Origin of the sequence: Aquimarina penaris, from assembly GCF_040786285.1 — a bacterium.
Taxonomy (GTDB): domain Bacteria; phylum Bacteroidota; class Bacteroidia; order Flavobacteriales; family Flavobacteriaceae; genus Aquimarina.
In genome coordinates this window covers 1837842-1860218 of record NZ_JBFMKQ010000001.1, presented here as the reverse complement: position 1 = coordinate 1860218, position 22377 = coordinate 1837842, and the positions used below count along the sequence as shown (strand labels likewise).

Below are 22377 nucleotides of genomic sequence, written 5' to 3'. Positions count from 1 at the left end.
ATAGTTGTAATTTTAAGAGTTATCTATAGTCTATTAAGATAATAGTAATAAAAATTAAATAATTAAAGAGAACGCAGATGAAACGATTTTTGAGTTTATTGGTTGTAGCCATTCTAGCCGGAATATTAACACTCGGAGCATACAAGGCCTTTTTAGAACCAGAACCCACTGTAATTACAGAAACTGAAACTAAACCAAATCTAATTCCAACAACATATACTGTTGCTAATACTAATTTGAGCCCGTTAACAGCTGGGGCTGACTTTACGTTAGCTGCAGAAAAAACTGTAAATGCTGTAGTACATGTAAAACAATACGGAGTTAGCCGAACTCCAAGGAATCTAATGGAGTTTTTTAGAAATGGTGGTTCGGAAGAAAGAAGAATTCAAGGTGCAGGTTCTGGAGTAATTATTACTGAAGATGGGTATATTGTAACTAACAATCATGTTATTGATGGGGCCACAGACTTAGAAGTGACTTTAAACAACAACAAATCGTATAAAGCCAAAGTGGTAGGTACCGCTCCACAATCAGATATTGCTTTGATTAAGATTGAATCTGATCAAAAACTATCTTACATCCCTTTTGGAGATTCTAATGCTGCCAAAATTGGAGAATGGGTGCTAGCTGTTGGTAACCCCTTTAACCTAACCTCTACTGTTACAGCAGGTATTATTAGCGCTAAATCACGAGATCTTAACGAAGCAGATAACAATGCGCAATCCTTTATACAAACTGATGCCGCAATAAACCCAGGAAATAGTGGTGGTGCCTTGGTCAATGTTAATGGTGAATTAATCGGTATTAATACTGCTATTACTTCTCAAACCGGAAGTTATGTAGGGTACGCTTTTGCAGTACCATCTAATAATGCGCGTAAAATAGTTGAAGATATATTAGAGTTTGGAGATGTACAAAGAGGAATCATCGGTATAACCGGTGGCACCATCAACCCTAAAGCCATTGAAGAATTTGATATTTCTACTTCTCAAGGAGTTTTTGTTGCCTCTGTAGCCGAAGAAAGCGGTGCCAAAAAAGCGGGTATAAAAAAAGGTGATGTCATAAAAGAAATAGACGGATTGCCCATAAGAAAATTTGCAGACCTTACAGGATATGTAAATAGCAAGAGACCTAAAGATGTGATTAATATTAAAGTGTTAAGAAAAAATACAGAACTTGTTTTGCCTGTTACCCTTTCTAAATATGAAATTCAAAGTTACAATATAGATGATGTCGGAGTTGAAGTTGTTAACCCACCGAAAAATTATCTAAATAAATTTAATCTTGATCATGGCGTAGTCATAAGCAAAGCTTTAAGTTCAAGAATGAAAAGATATAACCTAGAGGGTCTTATTATAAGTGAAGTCGATGGCAAAAAAGTAAAAACCGTTCTTGAGGTAAAAAAAATAATAGAGAATAAATACAAAGATGAAGATATTACGATTAGCTTAGTGGATCGCAATGGAGAAAAAAGAGAATTTGTTTTTCAATAATTGAGCAAAAACCTAGATACAATCACACTTCCCATTGCTTTAAAAATGCAATGGGATTTTTTTATCGAAAAAGCTTTACGAAAACGTTTGAAATATATACTTTTGCACGAAATTTCAAGACTATAAAAACACAACAAAATTATGAGCTCTAACGAAGTTTATGAAAAAGAACTTGCTTTTCAGGCCGACAGACGTCGGGCTACAGTTGCTTTTATAAAAACCATAAGTGATTTATGGTACGACAATTCGATCGAATTAGTACTTTTCAGAAATCAACTTATTGATAAAAACGTAAGCGAAATTATCAATCTGCATGAATATGCAGGAGAATTTGTGCAAAAACCTATTTCAATTTTTGACTCTGCAGAAATTGCACAAGCCATTAAACTCATGGATTTACCTCCATCAAAGTTAGACATTGGTAAACTCACTTATGAATATCATGTATCGGGAGATGAATACGGATCTATCAATCGTTTTATTCAGGATAAATTAAAAGATGCCAAGAAGGTAAAACCTATCTCACCAAAAAACGTAGTACTCTATGGTTTCGGCCGTATTGGTCGTTTAGTCGCTCGAGAATTGATGACCATTACCGGAAAAGGAAATCAATTAAGGCTTAGAGCAATTGTAACCAGAGGAGGTGTAACCGAAGAAATTTTAGAAAAAAGAGCTTCTTTACTTAGAAATGACTCTGTACATGGGGATTTTGCAGGTACTGTAGAAACCGACATCGCCAATAACGCTCTTATTATAAACGGAACTACAGTAAAAATTATTGATGCAAACAACCCGGAAGATATAGATTATACAGCATATGGGATTAAAGACGCCTTGGTAATTGACAACACAGGTGTTTTTAGAGACAAGGAAGCATTAAGCAGGCATCTGGCTGCCAAAGGTATTGACAAAGTACTACTCACTGCACCAGGAAAAGGAGTTCCAAACATTGTACACGGGGTAAATCATAAAGAACATAACCCAGATAAAGTAGACATTTTTTCGGCTGCATCTTGTACGACTAACGCCATTACTCCGATTTTACAAGCCGTAGACGAAAGTTTTGGAGTTGTTAATGGTCACCTCGAAACAATACACGCATACACTAATGATCAAAATTTAGTGGACAATATGCACAAAAAATACAGAAGAGGTCGTGCAGCTGCTTTAAATATGGTAATTACAGAAACGGGAGCCGGGAAAGCTGTCTCAAAGGCACTACCTAGTTTTGAAGGAAAATTAACCTCAAATGCCATTAGAGTACCAGTTCCAAACGGATCCTTGGCAATTCTAAATCTAAACTTAGAAAAGAAAGTCTCTAAAGATAGTATCAATGCAATAATGAAAAAATATGCTTTAGAAGGAAATTTAGTAGAGCAAATAAAATACTCTTTGGACAACGAGCTAGTATCAAGTGATATTGTTGGTTCTTCTGCTCCATCAATATACGATAGCAATGCTACTATTGTTGACTCAAAGGGACATAATGCCATTTTATATGTATGGTATGATAACGAATATGGGTACAGTCATCAAGTGATAAGACTATCAAAATATATAGCCAAAGTAAGACGATTTACGTACTACTAAGACATTATCTCAATTCTAAAAGCCGTTATTAAATAACGGCTTTTTTTATTTCCAAAACTTAATATTCATGACTAGTACAAAAGTCATCATAAATCTCTATTTTATTGTACAACTACAGCTAGTTAAATATCAATCAATTAACACTTCAATTACTTTCTCTAAAATTCTTACAAAAAAAACTTTTTAATTACTTACAATATCGTACATTTATTATCGTTACAGAAGAAATTAATAGCAAGAGAAAGGCTTTACACGATTTTTAAACAGAAAAAGTTATTTATCTACCACCTAACTCTACTGGATACAGGTGAAATTTTTGGAATATAATCATAAAATAAAGAATAAAACCACATGAAATTACCGCATTATCTATTCGTTTTAACCGTATTACTATCTTTTTCTAAAGCGACGTATGCACAAGAGGAAAATGTGACTGTTGAGCAGGCTCTAAAACAAGATAAAATCGAAGATCAATTCGATATTGTGATAAAAAAATCGGGAAGATACCAAGAATATAAAGTTATAAAACAAGTTTGGGTAAATAAACTAAAAGCAAACACATTAGATTCTATAAAAACACTTGAATCAAAACTAAACGAAACCAATCTTCAAATAACTAAACAAAAATCTACCATAACGGGATTAGAAGAATCATTAGCTAAAACAAACGAAGATCTTACTGCAGTTACCAATGAAAAAGATAGCATGAGCTTTTTTGGTGCATCGGTAACCAAATCTAGTTATATGACTATTATGTGGTTAATTGTTGCTGGGTTATTACTATTCCTAGGTTTTTTCATTTTTAAATTTAAAAACAGTAATACGATAACGCTTCAAGCTAAAAAAACACTAGCAGAAACTGAAGCTGAATTTGAAGATCATAGACGCAGGGCTCTAGAGCGAGAACAAAAAGTAATGCGTAAACTACAAGATGAAATCAATAAGCAACGTAAGGCCGGAGCGAAGTAAACTTAATTTTTAGATTTTTACTATATTCTTTCGCATCTTTGCACCCAACATTTAGTGAATTGTTAAGAAGATGCGCATAGATATTATTACCGTAGTACCAGACATTCTAAAAAGTCCTTTCGAAGCTTCAATAATGAAGCGATCTATAGATAAAGGCATAGTAGAAATCCATTTACATAATTTACGGGATTATACTACCGATAATTACAAACAAGTAGACGACTATCAATTTGGTGGTGGTGCAGGAATGGTAATGATGGTTGAACCCATAGATAAATGCATTACTAAATTAAAATCAGAAAGAGACTATGACGAAGTCATATATATGACTCCGGATGGCGAAACTCTAAACCAAGGGATCGCAAATCAATTATCCCTAAAAGGCAACTTAATTATTCTTTGTGGTCATTATAAAGGAGTGGATCAACGCGTTAGAGATCATTTTGTAACTAAAGAAATATCTGTAGGGGATTATGTATTATCTGGTGGCGAATTAGGAGCCTTGATATTATGTGATGCAATAATTCGTCTTATCCCTGGGGTATTAGGTAACGAGACCTCTGCCCTAACCGATTCTTTTCAAGATAATTTATTAGCTCCTCCTATATATACAAGACCCGCAGAATACAAAGGATGGAAGGTTCCAGAAGTATTAACTTCAGGAAATTTTCCAAAAATTGAAGCTTGGCGAGAAGAGCAAGCATACCAAATCACCAAAGAACGTAGGCCGGATTTATTAGATGATTAAGTTTCACATAACAAAACCTTTAAAAATAGTTGCAGATAAGTAAATTATACTTATTTTTGCACCCTGATTAAATCAACCTCTGGCGAAAATCGTGAATGTTGTTTTAATGAAACCCAAGAAACTATATCAAAAGATGGAAGATTTAGTAAAATTCGTACAAGACGAATTTGTTGCAAAAAAAGAGATGCCTGAATTCTCTGCAGGTGATACAATCACTGTTTATTACGAAATTAAAGAAGGAAACAAAACACGTACACAGTTCTTTAGAGGAGTTGTAATCCAAAGAAGAGGTGCTGGAGCTACCGAGACTTTTACTATTAGAAAAATGTCAGGTACTGTTGGTGTAGAACGTATTTTTCCGCTAAACCTACCTGCACTTCAAAAAATTGAAGTAAATAAAAGAGGTAAAGTTCGTAGAGCACGTATATTCTACTTTAGAGGACTTACTGGTAAGAAAGCACGTATTAAAGAAAGAAGAAACTAATCAACTTTCTTTTTCAAAAAACCAAAAAAAAGGCTGTCCATGGACAGCCTTTTTTTATGAACAAAAGTTAATAACCACAGTTCATAACCTTTTGATAACTAATACTATAACAAAAATTGACTACAATATCGATTTTTCTTATCTTTATAAAAGAAATTATATATCACAAGGATGACACAAGGATTCCTTACTATGTAATTCACACAATACGTTCTTTGAACATTAAAGACCATCTTACGATTTAAGATAAATATGAGACGAAAGTTATTTTTTTGAGTACATCGTTGAAATAACTTTAAGGGTTTACTTTGAAATCATTTCAAAATGAAATTCAAAAGAAAAAATTAAGTTTTGACACCTTCTTAATCCTAAATGGCATTTGACTATACGAGTGAAAATTAAAATAATTACAATCGTAATTTATAAACACAATCACTCATATTAGTCTTGTAAGTAGAAATCAATTTAACTAATCATGGTTTGATAACAGTTAAAATTCTACTTAAATTCCGGAAATATAAAAAGTGTTATAAATAACGAAAGTTTTTATTTAATAGCGGGTAAAACAGCTAACATAAAAAAAATATTTCCGATAAAGCCATATCAAAATATACGTATTCTTGATATGGCTTTTTAATTTTTAGGTATTTAGAAAATATTGAGCCCCATATTTTATATTTCACCCTACTTTCTTCTTAATTTTTTAAGAAATTACAATTCACCTCCTTTAACGCAAAACTAACAACACTCAGGTTGCATTTGCATGACTAGATTTGTATCTTCGCGCACGGAAATTCTCCGAATACTACTATTGTAAAAAACAATACACTAGAGGTATAATAAAAAAAGACCATTAGTATTGTTTGATAAAGAAAAATTAAACGACTAATATTTTCTTAAAACAATAGTACAACTATAAATAGGGTATCAAAAACAGTTAAGGTTAGTACGAATGAAGATACCTAGACAAAAACTTTAAAAATTATGGGAGTTAATACCTCAAAGATTGTTTACACTAAAACTGATGAAGCACCTGCTTTAGCAACCTATTCTTTTCTACCAATAGTTGAAAAATATACAAAAGCTGCAAATATTACCATCGAAACAAAAGATATATCACTTGCAGCCAGAATTCTTGCTACTTTTCCTGAAAAATTAAGTGACAAGCAAAAACAAGCAAATGCTCTTGGCGAACTAGGTGAGCTTGCTCAAAAACCTGAAGCCAACATCATAAAACTCCCTAATATAAGTGCTTCTGTACCGCAATTAAAAGCTGCTATTGCAGAATTGCAACTTCAAGGATTTGATTTACCTAACTATCCTGAGGAACCGGAGAACGAAACAGAAAAAGAGATCAAATCTAGATACGACAAAATAAAAGGTAGTGCCGTAAACCCGGTTCTTAGAGAAGGAAACTCTGATCGTAGAGCTCCTAAACCAGTAAAACAATACGCAAGAAAAAATCCACATTCTATGGGAGCTTGGAGCTCAGATTCTAAAACCCATGTAGCTACAATGTCTAGTGGAGATTTTCGTTCTAACGAAAAATCTGTTACTATTTCTAAAGCCGGAGATGTAAAAATTGAGTTTGTTGACCTAAACGGAAACGCGACTACATTAAAAGAAAAAACCGCCTTACTTGAAGGAGAAGTAATTGATGCTACTGTATTGAGCAAAAAAGCACTTCTAGCTTTTCTTGAAGAGCAAATAGAAGATGCAAAAGAAAAGGATGTATTGTTTTCATTACACATGAAGGCTACCATGATGAAGGTTTCTGACCCCATTATATTTGGTCATGCAGTAGAGGTATTCTTTAAAGATGTTTTTGAAAAACATGCGGCAATCATCGAAGAAATTGGCGTAGAAGTAAACAATGGTTTCGGAGATCTTATCAATAAACTCAAAAGAGTTCCTGATGCTAAAAGAGCTGAGATAAAAGCAGACATACAAGCTTGTTATCAAAAAAGACCAAAGTTAGCGATGGTTAATTCAGATCAGGGGATTACCAACTTACATGTACCAAGTGATATTATTATTGATGCTTCGATGCCTGCAATGATTCGTAACTCTGGACAAATGTGGGATGCCCAAGGCAATACTCAAGACACAAAAGCAGTAATCCCAGACAGTAGTTATGCTGGTATATACCAAGAAACTATAGATTTTTGTAAAAAACATGGTGCTTTTGACCCTACCACTATGGGAACTGTTCCTAATGTTGGGCTTATGGCCAAAAAAGCCGAAGAATATGGATCTCACGATAAAACTTTTGAAATCCAGGGAGAAGGTGTTGTTCGTGTTACCGATGCTACAGGAAATGTTTTAATAGAACATACTGTAGAAAAAGGTGATATCTGGAGAATGTGCCAAACCAAAGATGCTCCAGTCAAAGACTGGGTAAAACTTGCAGTAAGCAGAGCTAAAGCAACAGATACACCGGCAATTTTCTGGTTAGATAAAGAAAGGTCTCATGACGCAGAATTAATCAAGAAAGTAGAAAAATACTTACCAGAGCATGACACTACTGGTTTAGACATTAGAATTATGTCTCCTGTAGAAGCAACACGTTTCTCTTTAGAAAGAATCAAAGATGGTAAAGACACCATTTCTGTAACAGGAAATGTACTGCGTGACTATAATACAGATCTATTTCCTATCCTTGAACTAGGAACTAGCGCAAAAATGTTATCTATTGTTCCTTTAATGAACGGTGGTGGGCTTTTTGAAACAGGTGCCGGAGGATCTGCACCTAAACATGTTCAACAATTTAATAAAGAAGGACACTTAAGATGGGACTCTTTAGGTGAATTCTTGGCGTTAGCTGTATCTCTAGAACATTTAGGAGAAGTAAACAACAATTCTAAAGCATTGATTATTGCAGAAGCTTTAGATCAGGCAACCATAGAGTTTTTAGACAACAAGAAATCTCCTTCTCGTAAGGTAAACGAGCTTGATAACAGAGGAAGTCATTTTTATTTAGCACTATATTGGGCACAGGCACTTGCAGAACAAACTCAGGATGTAGCATTACAAAAAGAATTTGCTCTGATTGCTAAACAATTAGCAGATAATGAGGCGAAAATTATTGCTGAATTGATCGATGCTCAAGGAAGTGCAGTAGATATGGGTGGTTATTATTGGCCAAATACTGAAAAAGTAGCAAAGGCAATGCGCCCTAGTGAAACATTGAATGCTATAATCAACGCATAGAGAAATAACAAATACAATAAAAAAAGCCTGTAAAACATTTGTTTTACAGGCTTTTTTTATTGCAGACACTTTCCTCTAAATTAAAAGAATTAACTAAAATCTTCAACAAATGCAACCTTTCTAAATTCAAGTTGTCAATAATGGTAACTAGAAAAGAAAAGTATCTTTAAAGAAACTTAAACTCAATTGAAAACCAATATTCTTTACACACATAAAGACCTTGTAGAACAAAGCAAGTCTGGTGACAGGAATTCACAATATCGATTATATGAACTCTATGTAGATGCCATGTATAACGTAAGTATGCGAATTCTTAATGTAAAGGAAGATGCTGAAGATATTGTACAGGACAGTTTTGTAGATGCATTTAAAAACTTAACATCCTTTAGATACGAAAGCACTTTTGGTTCCTGGTTAAAAAGAATAGTAATTAATAAAAGTATAAATCATTTAAAATTAAAAAGAATAACTCTTGTGCCTCTGGACCATCATGAATATCATTTAAACGAAGAAATTAATGACCAAGTGATAGCATATGACATTAATAAAATAAAAACAGGCATTAAGAAATTACCCTTAGGATATCGACAGATCATTAACCTATACCTAATTGAAGGATATGATCACATAGAAATAGCGGAAATATTAGAAATTACTGTTTCTACTTCAAAATCACAATACCATAGAGCAAAGAAAAAACTAATTAAAATTATAAACACCCCATAATGGCATGGATGATTTAGAAAAATATATAAAAGAAAATAAACTTCTGTTTGATGAACATAAAGCTGACAGATCAAAAATGTGGGATAATATCGAGTCACGTATGGAAATTCCAAAATCAAATAGATTATGGAGATCACCTTTATTAAAAATAGCAGCAAGTATTTTGATTTTAATAAGTGGGGTATCCTTATACGAGCTTTCTAACATTTCTGATTTTAATCAAAATCAACAAACCAATACCGTACACAATGAATTGCATGATATTGACACGTACTACAAAGGCTTAGTCTCTCTTCAAGTACAGTTGGTGAAAAATAGCCAAAAATTACAACCCGAAGACAAAAAAGAATTCTTGTCGTTTATCGATGAGTTAGATAATGAATATGATGCTTTAAAATTAGAAATGACAAAAAATCTTAATAACGAGTACATTTTAGAAGCCATCATAAATAATTATAAGAAAAGGATAGAATTGATAGAGAACCTATTAAAACAGGTCAATAATTCAAAAAAAATGAATCGCAATGAAGACTATATATTATAAACCTATTTTATTGATACTAATACTACTGCTATCAAATTATAATGTGTGGGCACAAGAAAAAGTATCCAAAAATATAGAAAAAACATACCCTCTAACCAATACTGGAGAACTGCATTTAGATAATAAATATGGAAATATTGTCATAAATGGCTGGGAAGAAAAAACAATCCAGATTGTTGTTAACATAGAAGTAAGCAAAAAGAAGAAAGAAGACGCTACAGAGCTTTTAAAACGTATCAAATCTGTTATAAATAGTACAGAAGATTTCATTAATATCTCTTCAGTAATTGAAGAAAAAAGCAATAGTATGTTTTCTCGTCTTTTTGACAAGGCTAATCCTTTTGATTTTGATAGAGGTAATATTCAAATCAATTATGACATCCATTTACCTCATAATGCAGAGATAAATATTACGAATAAGTTTGGCGATATTATCATGAATGGATGGAATGGCAAATTAAAAGTTAACCAGCAACATGGTGACATTTGGATAAACAAAAACCTTGACAATGCCAATATAGAAATGAAGTTCGGTAAACTAAAAACAAAGTCTATCACCTACGGCACTATACGATTCAAAAATGGAGAAATCGACATAGAAGAATCTAAAGAACTTAAAATAACCAGTAGCGGTACCACTATTACTATCGAAAATGTAGCCTCTCTAGAAATACAGTCTAGTAAGGATAAAATAACTATACAACAAATAGGAAATATCCAAGGAGAACTTAAGTTTAGTAGCATGAATCTAAACAAGGTATCTGAAGACATTAACCTTACTATGGAGGTAACCGACTTTCGGGTTTCTAAACTTCAAAAACCGAATGCAAATGTTATTATCAATCAAGAATCCTCAGAACTTAATATAAATATTGCAGGAACCACTCTTGATTTTAATGCTTCTTTGGAACAAGGCTTATTAAGAATTCCTAAATCGTTCACCAATGTAAAAACCGATATGATTGATAAACGAAAAAGGATTAGAAATATTAGCGCTACTTATGGAACCAATAGATATTCGGGTAAATTTCAAATTACAGGAAAAAAAGGCATTATCGTCTTAACCGAATAACCATTAACAGCCATACTTAGTAAGTAATATCATAAAAAAATAACAAATCAATTATGAAACTTCAAAAAGCAACATTACTCTTTTTTCTAACTTTTATACTATATCAAAGTAATGCACAGGATTCAAAAGATAATAATTATATAGAATTTAATGATCGAAAAAACATTGTACATGGAGTTTATTTAGGAATTAGCGGGGGCTATGGACAAATTAAAGGTAAAAGCACATATATAACAGGCCTCAAATTAGCATATGTAGCCAACCGTAAATTTGAAATTGGACTTGTAATAAAAGGTCTATATTCTAATCAAAATTTATCAAGTATTTTTTTATCAGATGGCACTGAATTAGGTCCTGACTTAGCTGCTGTTTATGGAGGTTTCCATTTAGAACCTATATTTTTTAGTGAAGCCAAAGTAAACCTTTCTTTTCCTTTACTAATAGGCGCTGGTGCTGCTGGTGCTGGATATTTTGAATTAAATTTGACAGAAGAAGAAGAAGCAAAAGAAAGGAATTCTCTGTTCTCATCACTATATGTTGTAGAACCTGGAGTAAATGTTTTATATAATATTTCCAGATATGTTCAATTAGAAGCAGGAATAAAATATCGATTTTCTGGTAAAGCTGTACTAACTCCAAACGCATTTGTTCGTATCAACGGGTTCTCTACAAGTCTTGGTATAAAAATTGGTGTCTTTAATTTAGGTAGAAATCGTTACAAAAAAAATATATCAGATGACAAGTAAAAACAAAGAGAAATTACATGTTATGTATGTGTTTACTGAAAACAACAAAGTATACGTTAAAAAAAATAGGTTTTCGTTTTCATCAAATAATATAGCAGCAAAGCATGAAGAATGGCTTCCTATAAACTTTCAGTGGGAAGCGTCATAAACCTCATTATATAATAATATAACTCAAAATTAACTCTTGTCTAGTTGTTTTACTCATTTCATATTTTTTCCTTTACAATCGTACTTTCTATGATTTTCTTTTTTATAGATTATTTGAAAAGATTGGTGGGTAAATATTAATAGTTTGTATATAACTTTTCAATTAAAAACAACTTTACTGTAATTTTAAGCAGTAATCACATTCTTTTATTTTATTCAACATATAATTAAAACATATATCCTTTGAAAAAATACATCTTAATTAGTTTCTTACTCACACTTATCACACAATATTCTTTGTATAGTCAAGAAAAATTTACTCTTAGTGGAACTATATCCGAACAATCAAGCAACGAAACTCTTATTGGTGTTAACGTGATTTTTCCAGAAATTGGAAAAGGAGCAGTAACCAATGAATACGGGTTCTTCTCTATTACACTTCCACAAGGAACATATAAACTACAGGTGAGTTATGTAGGGTTTACCGATATCTTCCAAGACATCGATCTTAATGAGGATAAAAAACTAAATTTTCAATTATCTGAGTCATCCGAAATGTTGGATGAAGTGGTGATTACTGAAAAAGTCGACAAGCTAAATATAAAAACCCCGCAAATGAGTGTTAACAAGCTCTCTGCCGCAACTATTAAGCAAATACCGGTGGTTTTAGGAGAAGCAGATGTGATCAAATCTATTTTATTATTACCTGGGGTAACAAGTGCTGGAGAAGGCGCATCAGGATTTAATGTTCGAGGAGGAGCTGCTGATCAAAATCTTATTCTACTCGATGAAGCTACTATCTTTAATTCTTCTCATCTTTTCGGGTTTTTCTCTGTATTCAATCCAGATGCTATAAAAGATATTAAACTTTATAAAGGGGGAATACCTGCAAAATACGGAGGAAGGGTATCTTCTGTTCTGGATATATATCAAAAAGAAGGAAACAGTAAGGAATTTAAAATGAATGGAGGTCTGGGTGCTGTAGCCAGTAGACTACTTGCAGAAGGACCCATCGTAAAAGATCGAGGAGCTTTTTTAGTGGGTGGTAGAGCATCATACGCACATCTTTTCTTACCCCTATTTGACGTAGACAGCAAAGCATATTTCTATGATCTTAATACCAAATTAAACTATAAAATTAATGACAACAACAATCTGTTCTTATCAGGATACTTTGGGCGTGATGTGTTTTCTATCTCAGAAAGCTTTGAGAATACCTATGGAAATACTGTTTTAAATTTACGATGGAATCACTTGTTTTCAGACAAATTATTTTCTAACCTCTCATTGATATATTCAGATTATTTTTACGGTTTAGAATTAGACTTCGTTGGCTTTAAATGGAATTCGGGTATTAGAAATTTTAACGTCAAATATGATCTAAAACATTATATAAGTGATAGTTTTCAACTCAACTACGGAATTAACAATATCTATTTCAAGTTTAATCCAGGAGAGATAAAACCCAACAGCGCAGATTCTGGAATCAATAGAGAAAAACTTATCGATAAATATGCTAATGAATTTGGGGCCTATATAGATGCCGAGCACAAAATCTCTAACAAATTAACGCTTCAGTATGGACTTAGACTAAGTAATTTTATACGATTAGGGCAAGATCAACTGAATATTTATCAGGATGACAATCCCCTTCTGTTTAATCAGGAACTTCAAATCTACGAATCTGCAGAACCTATAGAAACAGAAAGTTTTAAGAGAAGCGATCAAATAGAAAATTTTACTAATCTAGAACCCAGGGCATCATTAGCATATGCTTTTAATGATGATACCTCGATAAAGGCCAGTTATAATAGAATGGCGCAATACCTTCACCTTTTATCAAACACCAACTCTCCTACCCCATTAGATGTGTGGACTCCAAGTGGTAAATACATAAAACCCCAAATACTCAATCAATATGCGGTAGGGTATTTCAAAAACATTAGTGATGGCCGATATTCTCTTGAAACAGAAGCTTTTTATAAGGATATTAAAAATCGTATTGACTATATAGACGGTGCCGATCTGATTGCAAACAATGCAATAGAACAAGATATTCTTAATGGAGAAGCTCGCGCTTATGGTTTAGAACTCTTATTGCGTAAAAATGAAGGGAAATTTAAAGGCTGGCTCGCTTATACCTTGTCAAAATCTGAACAAAGAACCCCAGGTAGAACACCCGAAGAACCAGGAATTAGTAATAACGAATGGTATAACACCCCATATGATAAAACTCATGATATATCATTTAACGGATCCTATGAGTTAAATGAAAAGTGGAAATTCGGAGCCAATTTTATATTCCAAACGGGGCAACCTACAAATTACCCAAGCGGACAATTTGAATATCAGGGCTTATCTGTACCCATATTTGATGGATCAAGAAATAGTGAGCGCTTACCGGCATATCACCGAATTGATGTTACAGCGACTTTAACGCCCAGAAAAAATAAAAACAGGAAATGGCAAGGAGAATGGGTTTTTAGTATTTATAACCTATATAGCCGTAGAAATGCTGCTTCGATTACGTTTACCAGAAACCCAGATACTTTTGTAAATGAAGCTATACGAACTGCAATATTCGGAATTATACCCGCTGTGACCTATAACTTTAAATTCTAGAAACGATGAAAAAATTATTTTTTATACTCCTATCAATATCCGTTTTTACAAGTTGCGAAGATGTAGTCGATGTAGATGTACCCAATGGAACACCGCAATTGGTGGTCGATGCTTCATTTGAATTATATACAAATGAAACCCCGGTTACCGTAGAAGGAGGAGTGCGACTAACTTTATCAGCTCCATTTTTTGATCAAGATGTTCCTACGATAAGCAATGCAGATGTTTTTATTACGAACAAAAATGATGATTCTGTTATTAATTTTATTGAATCCGGAGAAGCAGGATTCTACATTCCTGAAATAACAGATTTCCTTCCAGAATTTGATACGCCATATGAACTAACGGTAATTTATGAAAACGAAACATATATTGCCACAACACAACTTATACCCACTGTCCCTATCGACAATATAGAACAAGGTGATGCTACTCTTTTTGATGGAGATGAAACAGAAATAATAGTTTCTTTTACCGATACCGCAGATCGTGATGACTTCTATCTTTTCGATTTTGATTTTAGCTTGTTCCTTGCTAGTGAAGATCGATTTTATCAAGGTGAATCTTTTAACTTCTCTTATTTTTACGAAAATATGGTGGTCGGGCAGGATGTAACCATTAAGATATTAGGAGTTGATGAACGTTATTATAATTATGCCAGTCTTCTTATCGAACAAAGTGAACAAGATGGTGGAAATCCTTTTCTGGCGCCACCCGCAATATTAAGAGGTAATATTATTAATACCACGAATCAAGATAACATTGCCTTGGGATACTTTAATCTTTCTGAAGCGGATAGGTTCGAATTTACTATTCAACCATAATTTTTTTAGGAAAATAAAATAGTGGGTGATCCTAAAATCAAAAATGAGTATTTTTGAAGCATGTCATTTATAAAAACTACAGAACAATCCTCGAAGTATGATCATTTAGAAAAAATGAGCATCACAGAGTTACTCACACATATCAATAAAGAGGACAAAACAGTTCCTGATGCGGTAGAACAATCCATACCGCAAATTGAAGCTTTAATTTCTCAAATCGTACAAAAACTAAAAGAAGGCGGTAGACTTTTCTATATGGGAGCTGGCACTAGTGGTCGCTTAGGAGTGGTTGATGCCAGTGAATGCCCACCAACTTTTGGAGTATCTCATGACTTGGTCATAGGGTTAATTGCTGGCGGAGATGCAGCAATCCGAAAAGCCGTAGAGTTTGCCGAAGATAGTACTGATCAAGGATGGAAAGACCTTCAAGAATATCACATTTCTCAAAAAGATGTTGTAATTGGTATTGCTGCCTCGGGTACAACACCTTATGTTATTAGCGCTTTGCAGCATTGTAATGAGAATAAAATTATTACAGGTTGTATTACTTGTAACCAAGGAAGCCCCTTAGCAACAACAGCCCAATTTCCCATTGTGGTTACTGTAGGTCCAGAATTTGTCACCGGAAGTTCTCGTATGAAAGCCGGTACCGCTCAAAAACTAGTTTTAAACATGATTTCTACTTCGGTTATGATTCAACTTGGTAGGGTAAAAGGCAATAAAATGGTGGATATGCAACTTAGTAACAATAAGCTTGTAGATAGAGGTATACGAATGATTATAGACGAACTAAACATAAGTCGAGAACTAGCAGCTAAACTATTAGAACAATATGGTAGTGTTCGTAATGCAATAGACAATTATGGAGCCCAATAGAACCAATAAAGAACTACTCGGCAAAGGTGTACAACGTATGGCTATTGCACTTATTTTCATGTTTATAAGCCCAGTAATTATTCATTCTGCTTTTAAAAATCAAGATCATCCATTATATATACCCATTCTAATTTTAGGATTAATTGGTGCAGCATTCGCCATATTTATGGCTTTTAGAGGCATAAAAACAATTATGGATTCAATCTTTGGAAAGGGGTAAATACTGTAAATCGGGAAATATTCGTTATATCCCTTCTCTTTTATTTATTGGTGTTGTTGGATTATAACCAAAACCTGGAATTTTAATCTCCTTTCCCAAATAGTCAAGAATATACCCTATGGTAGCAAAGTGATGAACAGTATGGCTATTGGCATGAGCAAGAATACTTTCTAATGTATAACTTACTGTTACTTTACCCTGCCCCATATTATCTGTAACGTGAATCAAATAGTCTGTATTCACGTCTACATAAGAAAGTAAGGTTTCTTGTAATGTATAGATATGTAGTATTGCGGCTTCTTTATCGCTAGACAAAATTTCATCGCGTTTTCGGGCTGTTAAATCAATATCATTAGAATCTAATCCGCTAATAATACAATCAAAAAAATCGAGAGTATGTCTTATATGAGAACCAATACTCGAATAATAAGGTCCTAAAGAGGCATCACGATACGTTGTTGAATCTATTACTTTTAATAAAGCTATAGCATTATTAAGATTATGATTTATTGAAGATATAATTAATCGTTTCATAAAATATTAGGACGAAAGATACATAATTAACTTACATAATATAAGTATCGAATAATAAATTTTAAGTTTATGTATCCTCATTAAAATATTACATAAAAATTATCGTTTTAATAAAAATTCATGTGATAATAATAATTATTCTTACAAAACAGTAGGACATTTATTCCATAAAATTAAGGTTTCCCCGTAAAAATCAAGATAAAATGCGCTTTTTATCGATTAATGACATTTTTTTTAGGTGTTACATGAAAAAAATTGTATTATTGCTTCGTGATCAAAAGCCCCCTATAATGAAAAATATTGCACTTATCTTATTATTATCTTGTTTTATCTCACAGGTTAATGCCCAGAATGTTTATGATGATGCTTTAACAGCAGCTAGTTACGCTTATTCTCATAGTAAAAAAGCACATGGCGCAAATAATGTTTATCATACTCAAGAATATGCAGATAAAGCTATAGAGTCATTCCAAAAAGTAGAAGACTTAGCTAGTGAATGCGATTGTAAAATAGCTAATGAAACTGCATATCAAGCTAGAGTAGATATGCAAAGCTCATTAGAACAAGATACTTATGAGCGTAGTAGGTTTTTTGCTAAGCGTGCTAAGGAATTAGGTTCTCAGCTCCTAGAGCAATTAACACATTGCCAGGCTAATACCGGTGACATTGCTTATTCTGAAGAAGCTTCGATTGAAGAAGAAAACGAAATAGCTGAAGTTGAAAATGAGGTTTCTGAAAAGCAAAGAGAACTAGAAGAAAAACGTCGTCAATTAGCAATCGAACAAAAGGAGTTAGAGCAACAAATAGCTTTACAAAACAAGAAAAAGGCAGAATTTGAAGCAAAAAGAGCGGCAGAGTTAAAAGAACAGTCGTTAATGAAATCAAAAGCAGAAAGAGCACTACAAAAATTAGAGACTGCACTTCAGGAATTAAGTGTTGTACTTAATGAAGAATCAACATTCGAATCTCAAAGAGATTATGTTAGAAGTGATAATGAGTTAAAAAATGAGTCGCTTGATGATACTAAAAATTTCTATGTAAATAGAGCTAAAGAACTTACAAAAACAGCTATGCAGCAATTTGCTGGGTATACTGGAAACTAATAACAATTGAATTTTATTTTGTAGCCCCAAAATAAAATTTTTCGAAACGACATCTTTAATTAGGTGTCGTTTTTTTATTCCTAACTATGTACAAGAACACCAAATTAACCTACTTAAGAATTGCATTGTCAGATCATATCACCTTAGTAACCCAAAAGGTTTTCCTTGCTCTTCTGGGAGCTCTTTTCGGTTATATGTAACATCAAACCTTGGGTCAGATACATAGGGCATTCGTTCTTGTTTAAGAACTTCAAGACTTAAAAAGTCGAACTCTGAGACTACTTTACCGGTAATACGATAAATCCCTTTCCCTCTAAAGGGATATTTCTTAGCTACAGGCGGAAAATGTACCGTATCAATCCATTCTCCATTCTGGTCTAAAAATGTACCAAAAAACATACGGTCTCCTTTAGAGGTTCCTGTATTCTTAACGGTAATTAAATATCCATAAATCACAACAATTTTATTTATATATAAAGCTAAATCAATGCTTAATATACTACTAGTTGGAGGTGTTTCTAATAAAATAAAAGGATCATAAAGTGTAAAATTCAATAATTCTAATTGATCAAAAGCACTTTCTAAATCTGTAATTGTAAACGTAGGTAAGGTAAAATCTTTAGTATGTATCTTAAAAAGCTGCTGCTGAAACTCATTGACAACAATATGATTACATTTATAATGAGCCTCCCATAATAAGCTTCGTTTATCCTTGCCCAAGGATCTGAAGGCATCAATACGAATAAGTACATCTATCTGCTCAATAGAAAGTGGTACACGCTCCATAAAATCATCTAAAGAGCTAAACAATCCATGTACTCTGGCACTCATTATTTTTAGCATTGAGCGTTTTTCGAACCCTTGCAAATGTTGAAAACCTAAATAGATTTCTTTTCCTTTGATTATAGTATCTATCGAACTGGTATTAATGCAAGGTGCGTGGATGATCGCACCATGTATTCGTGCTTCGTGTATGTAGGTTTCTACTCGATAAAAACCACCACCATTATTAATAGTGGCCACCATATACTCTAAAGGGTAATAACATTTTAAAAATAAACTCTGGTATGATTCTACAGCATATGAAGCAGAGTGCCCTTTTGCAAAGGCATATCCGGCAAAACTCTCTATCTGTCGCCATACCTCAAAAATCACTTCATCTGCCTCTCCTCGTTTACGACAATTGGCAATAAATTTATCTCTTACTACTTGAAACTCATCTCGTGATCGGTATTTACCACTCATCCCTCTACGTAACACATCAGCTTCTCCTAAATCAAGCCCAGCATAGTGGTGAGCTACCTTAATCACATCCTCTTGGTATACCATCACCCCATAAGTATCTGGCATAATATCCCACAATACCGGATGAGCTTGTTTTCTACGTTCAGGATTTTTATGACGTAAGATGTATTCGCGCATCATTCCACTTTTTGCCACCCCCGGACGTATAATAGAACTGGCAGCTACCAGTGTTAAATAATCACGTACTCCCAATTTTTTTAATAACATTCGCATTGCCGGAGATTCTACATAAAAACAACCAATACATTCTGCTCTTTCGATCATTGCATTGATATTGGGGTCTTTAAAAAAAGGTTTCGCATTATGGATATTGGGTAAAATAACATCAGGGTGATTTTCTTTGATAATCGCAATAGCATCCTTTATTTTTCCTAGTCCTCGCTGTCCTAAAATATCAAACTTATACAATCCCACATCTTCGGCTATATGCATATCAAACTGAACAGTAGGGAATCCTTTGGGAGGTAGATGAGTAGCCGAAAAATAATGAATAGGGTTTTCAGAAATAAGGATTCCTGCCGCATGAATGCTTATATAATTTGGCCGACCATGAAGGCACTTTGCATACCGAAGTACTAATCTGGAGAGTTCATCAAGCTTGTTGGGGTCATATTTACCATCGCTAAGCTTATCAATTTCATGTTTAGGCAATCCGAATACTTTTCCTAATTCTCGTACAGCACCGCTATGTTTGAAAGTAACATACGCTCCCAATAAAGCTGCTTGGCCATTCTTACCAAAAGCTTCAAAAATAAAACGAGTAACATCTTCTCTATCCCAGCTAGAAAAATCAATATCAAAATCAGGGGGGCTGGCACGATATAGATTCATAAAACGTTCAAAATACAAATCCAACTCTATTGGATCTACATCGGTAATCTCTAATAAATATGCAACAATACTATTAGCTCCACTTCCACGTCCTACATGATAATAATCTTTAGATTTTGCATACTGAATGATTTTCCAGTTAATTAGAAAGAAGCTTACAAAATTTTGCTGTTTGATTAAAGTAAGTTCTTTTTCTAAACGTTTTCGTATCGCATCGGTCACCACTTCATAACGCTCAGGGAGCCCTGATTCACATAGATTAACAAGCTTTTTATAATCTGCATCAACATTTCCAAAAACAGTCTTTAAATTTTGATTTTCTCTGTTTTTTGAAAAATTAAACTCAATATTGCACCGAGCTAATAATTGTTGTGTATTCTTTATGATATGCGGGTAGTCTTCAAAAGCTTTTTTAATGCTTGCTATAGGATACATTTTATGTTCAGGAGCCCCTTGCTGAGATTCAGGTAATTTACTCAACAACATATTAGTATCAATAGCACGTAATAATCGATGTGTATTAAAATCACGCTTATCGCGGAAAGTAACCGAATGTAGCACTACCAACTTATCCGTATATTCACTCAGTCTTGAAAAGTGTAGCTTATTAATATCGGTAAGTCCAACACCTATAAATTCATTATCTAAAAAAGTAGTCTTATCCAAGGTTAGTAATTTTTCAAAAGGATAAATAACTATACTATCGCTAAAAGATGGAGCCTGATCAGGAAAGGTTTCTTCTGCATGTAAATGTTCTGAAAGAAATCGATTCAATTCTAAAAAACCATCATTATTTTGTGCCAGGCAAACATAACATTGCTGGGCATTATTACGAAAGTCAATTCCAACAATTGGTTTGACCCCATAAGAAGGTGCTTTTCTTATAAAATTTAAACACGCAGAAGTATTATTTATATCTGTAAGAGGAAAATGAGTACACTCATTATGTTGAGCCATTTCTAATAGCTCAATTTCTGATATCGTACCGTATCGCAAACTATAGTATGAATGATTGTTTAAATACATTTTTTTCTTTTGTATTGTAATACCATTTACTGAGTTCTATGCGCTAAAACAATAGGTGGCTCTCCATTGAAAGGATTTGTGAAATTTCCGACAGTACGTGATCCTTCACCCAATGTGGCTGCACGCATTATACTTCGATCTCCATATCGAATACGTATAGCATCCATAGCTTTATACAAGTTTACCGTCTTCTTTTCGTCATCAAATAAATTAATTTGATAGGTACCGGCAGTTAGGCCACTGTATCGAACCCCAACAAGCCGTATTAATAACCTTCTGCTAAATAGATTTTCAAAAAGACTTATCACTACAGGTATCAAATGATGATCAGCCGATGTGTATGGTATTTTAAGTTGTTTGGAATAGGTTTGAAAATCTGAATAACGAATCTTAACAGTTACACATGAGGTAAGCTTTCCTCCTCGTCGTAATTGAAAAGCCAGGTTCTCTGCCATTGAAATAATTGTAGTTTTCAGCATAGTAACATTGATTGTATCTTGGCCATATGTACGCTCGCTCGAAATAGATTTACGTTCGTGGTACTCTACTAAAGGTGTATGATCAATACCATTAGCACGTTGCCATATAACACGACCGTTTTTCCCAAAAACAGAAGTCATCATTTCTACAGGCATTTGCTGTACCGCATGCACATTTTTGATTCCCATATTACAAAAGGTACGATAGGTTTTCTCTCCTACCATTGGAATTTTCTTGATGGATAACGGAGCTAGAAATTCCTTTTCATAACCGGTATCGATTTTTAGTTGATTATTGGGTTTAGCCTCATTGGTAGCAACTTTAGAAACTGTTTTATTTACTGAAAGTCCAAAGGATATTGGTAGTCCTGCTTCATTAATAATTTTATTGCGCAATTCTGAAGCAAACTTGTAACACCCAAAAAAGCGATCCATCCCAGTAAGATCTGCATAAAATTCATCTACACTGGCTTTTTCTAAAATTGGCACTTCTCGTTGTAAAATTTCAGTCACTTGTTTTGAAAATTTAGTGTATGTACCTGCATTACCACGTATGTAGATAGCACTAGGACAAAGTTGCCTTGCCATTTTCATAGGCATTCCCGAATGAACACCATACCCTCTAGTTTCATAACTTGCAGCACTCACTACTCCACGATCTCCAGTTCCCCCTACAATCACAGGCTTATTGTTTAGTCTGCTATCCAAAAGACGCTCGCAGGACACAAAAAAAGTATCCAAATCGAAGTGTACAATTGTAGTATTCATAATTATTCCTTTTACATATATATAATATTATTTTCCCCGTATTTACGTAAGTAACTCTTG

General features: G+C 33.6%; 19 protein-coding genes (1 of these 19 cut by a window edge). 15 read left to right on the top strand and 4 right to left on the bottom strand.

Translation table 11 applies throughout. The annotated features are described in order from the left end of the window. The first annotated feature begins 77 nt into the window (after positions 1–77). From ABW637_RS07705 to ABW637_RS07640, 14 genes are all read left to right on the top strand, one after another. Entirely contained in the window at positions 78–1493 is a 1416-nt protein-coding gene (locus tag ABW637_RS07705; RefSeq protein WP_367584069.1) for a trypsin-like peptidase domain-containing protein, read from the top strand. A 141-nt stretch (positions 1494–1634) separates the two neighbouring features. Continuing rightward, a complete protein-coding gene (locus ABW637_RS07700; RefSeq protein ID WP_367584068.1) occupies positions 1635–3083 on the top strand; it encodes a glyceraldehyde-3-phosphate dehydrogenase in 1449 nt (482 codons plus the stop codon). A 351-nt stretch (positions 3084–3434) separates the two neighbouring features. Continuing rightward, entirely contained in the window at positions 3435–4052 is a 618-nt protein-coding gene (locus ABW637_RS07695) for a tRNA (guanine-N1)-methyltransferase (protein ID WP_367584067.1), read from the top strand. A gap of 70 nt (positions 4053–4122) precedes the next feature. Then, positions 4123–4800 carry a tRNA (guanosine(37)-N1)-methyltransferase TrmD gene (gene trmD / locus ABW637_RS07690; protein WP_367584066.1) on the top strand — a complete coding sequence of 226 codons (678 nt, stop codon included), beginning with the start codon at positions 4123–4125 and terminating at the stop codon, positions 4798–4800. 133 nt (positions 4801–4933) lie between these two features. After that, complete coding sequence (gene rplS, locus ABW637_RS07685) at positions 4934–5284, top strand: 50S ribosomal protein L19 (RefSeq protein ID WP_367584461.1); 351 nt, start codon at positions 4934–4936, stop codon at positions 5282–5284. Positions 5285–6268: 984 nt separating this feature from the next. Then, a complete protein-coding gene (locus ABW637_RS07680) occupies positions 6269–8494 on the top strand; it encodes an NADP-dependent isocitrate dehydrogenase (RefSeq protein ID WP_367584065.1) in 2226 nt (741 codons plus the stop codon). A 186-nt stretch (positions 8495–8680) separates the two neighbouring features. Then, positions 8681–9220, top strand: coding sequence for an RNA polymerase sigma factor (locus ABW637_RS07675; protein WP_367584064.1), 540 nt, complete (start codon positions 8681–8683; stop codon positions 9218–9220). A gap of 4 nt (positions 9221–9224) precedes the next feature. Then, positions 9225–9764, top strand: a complete 540-nt coding sequence (locus ABW637_RS07670; RefSeq protein WP_367584063.1) for a hypothetical protein — start codon at positions 9225–9227, stop codon at positions 9762–9764. Further along, a complete protein-coding gene (locus ABW637_RS07665; RefSeq protein ID WP_367584062.1) occupies positions 9745–10836 on the top strand; it encodes a DUF4097 family beta strand repeat-containing protein in 1092 nt (363 codons plus the stop codon). Before ABW637_RS07670 ends, ABW637_RS07665 begins: the two co-directional genes overlap by 20 nt. Positions 10837–10889: 53 nt before the next feature. Then, on the top strand, positions 10890–11582 hold the full coding sequence (locus ABW637_RS07660) for a hypothetical protein (protein WP_367584061.1): 693 nt from the start codon (positions 10890–10892) through the stop codon (positions 11580–11582). Positions 11583–11972: 390 nt separating this feature from the next. Then, a complete protein-coding gene (locus ABW637_RS07655; protein ID WP_367584060.1) occupies positions 11973–14351 on the top strand; it encodes a TonB-dependent receptor in 2379 nt (792 codons plus the stop codon). A gap of 5 nt (positions 14352–14356) precedes the next feature. Then, the gene (locus tag ABW637_RS07650) at positions 14357–15175 is read left to right on the top strand and encodes a DUF4249 family protein (RefSeq protein ID WP_367584059.1); all 819 of its coding nucleotides are present in this window, start codon (positions 14357–14359) and stop codon (positions 15173–15175) included. A 60-nt stretch (positions 15176–15235) separates the two neighbouring features. Beyond that, positions 15236–16051: an N-acetylmuramic acid 6-phosphate etherase gene (gene murQ / locus ABW637_RS07645; RefSeq protein ID WP_367584058.1), complete on the top strand. Its 816-nt coding sequence runs from the start codon at positions 15236–15238 to the stop codon at positions 16049–16051. Then, positions 16038–16271, top strand: coding sequence for a DUF6095 family protein (locus ABW637_RS07640; protein ID WP_367584057.1), 234 nt, complete (start codon positions 16038–16040; stop codon positions 16269–16271). The genes murQ and ABW637_RS07640 overlap by 14 nt, the downstream gene beginning before the upstream one ends. Positions 16272–16295: 24 nt before the next feature. Here ABW637_RS07640 and ABW637_RS07635 read toward each other — a convergent pair whose 3' ends face one another. Continuing rightward, positions 16296–16805 carry a DinB family protein gene (locus ABW637_RS07635; protein WP_367584056.1) on the bottom strand — a complete coding sequence of 170 codons (510 nt, stop codon included), beginning with the start codon at positions 16803–16805 and terminating at the stop codon, positions 16296–16298. A 290-nt stretch (positions 16806–17095) separates the two neighbouring features. On the opposite strand from ABW637_RS07635, the gene ABW637_RS07630 reads away from it, so the two are divergent. After that, on the top strand, positions 17096–17908 hold the full coding sequence (locus ABW637_RS07630) for a hypothetical protein (RefSeq protein ID WP_367584055.1): 813 nt from the start codon (positions 17096–17098) through the stop codon (positions 17906–17908). 138 nt (positions 17909–18046) lie between these two features. On the opposite strand, the gene ABW637_RS07625 is transcribed toward ABW637_RS07630, so the two are convergent. The 3 genes in view from ABW637_RS07625 to ABW637_RS07615 are tightly spaced (at most 26 nt apart) and all read right to left on the bottom strand, a layout consistent with a single transcriptional unit that may run on beyond the window. Further along, positions 18047–21070 (bottom strand): DNA polymerase III subunit alpha, encoded by a 3024-nt coding sequence (locus ABW637_RS07625; RefSeq protein ID WP_367584054.1) that lies wholly within the window; start codon positions 21068–21070, stop codon positions 18047–18049. A gap of 26 nt (positions 21071–21096) precedes the next feature. Continuing rightward, on the bottom strand, positions 21097–22317 hold the full coding sequence (gene dinB / locus ABW637_RS07620; RefSeq protein WP_367584053.1) for a DNA polymerase IV: 1221 nt from the start codon (positions 22315–22317) through the stop codon (positions 21097–21099). 11 nt (positions 22318–22328) lie between these two features. Then, positions 22329–22377, bottom strand: the 3' end of a protein-coding gene (locus tag ABW637_RS07615) for an exonuclease domain-containing protein (protein WP_367584052.1). It continues 1331 nt past the right edge of the window; only the last 49 of its 1380 coding nucleotides appear in the window; its start codon lies off the right edge, out of view — the gene reads right to left on this strand; it ends in the stop codon at positions 22329–22331.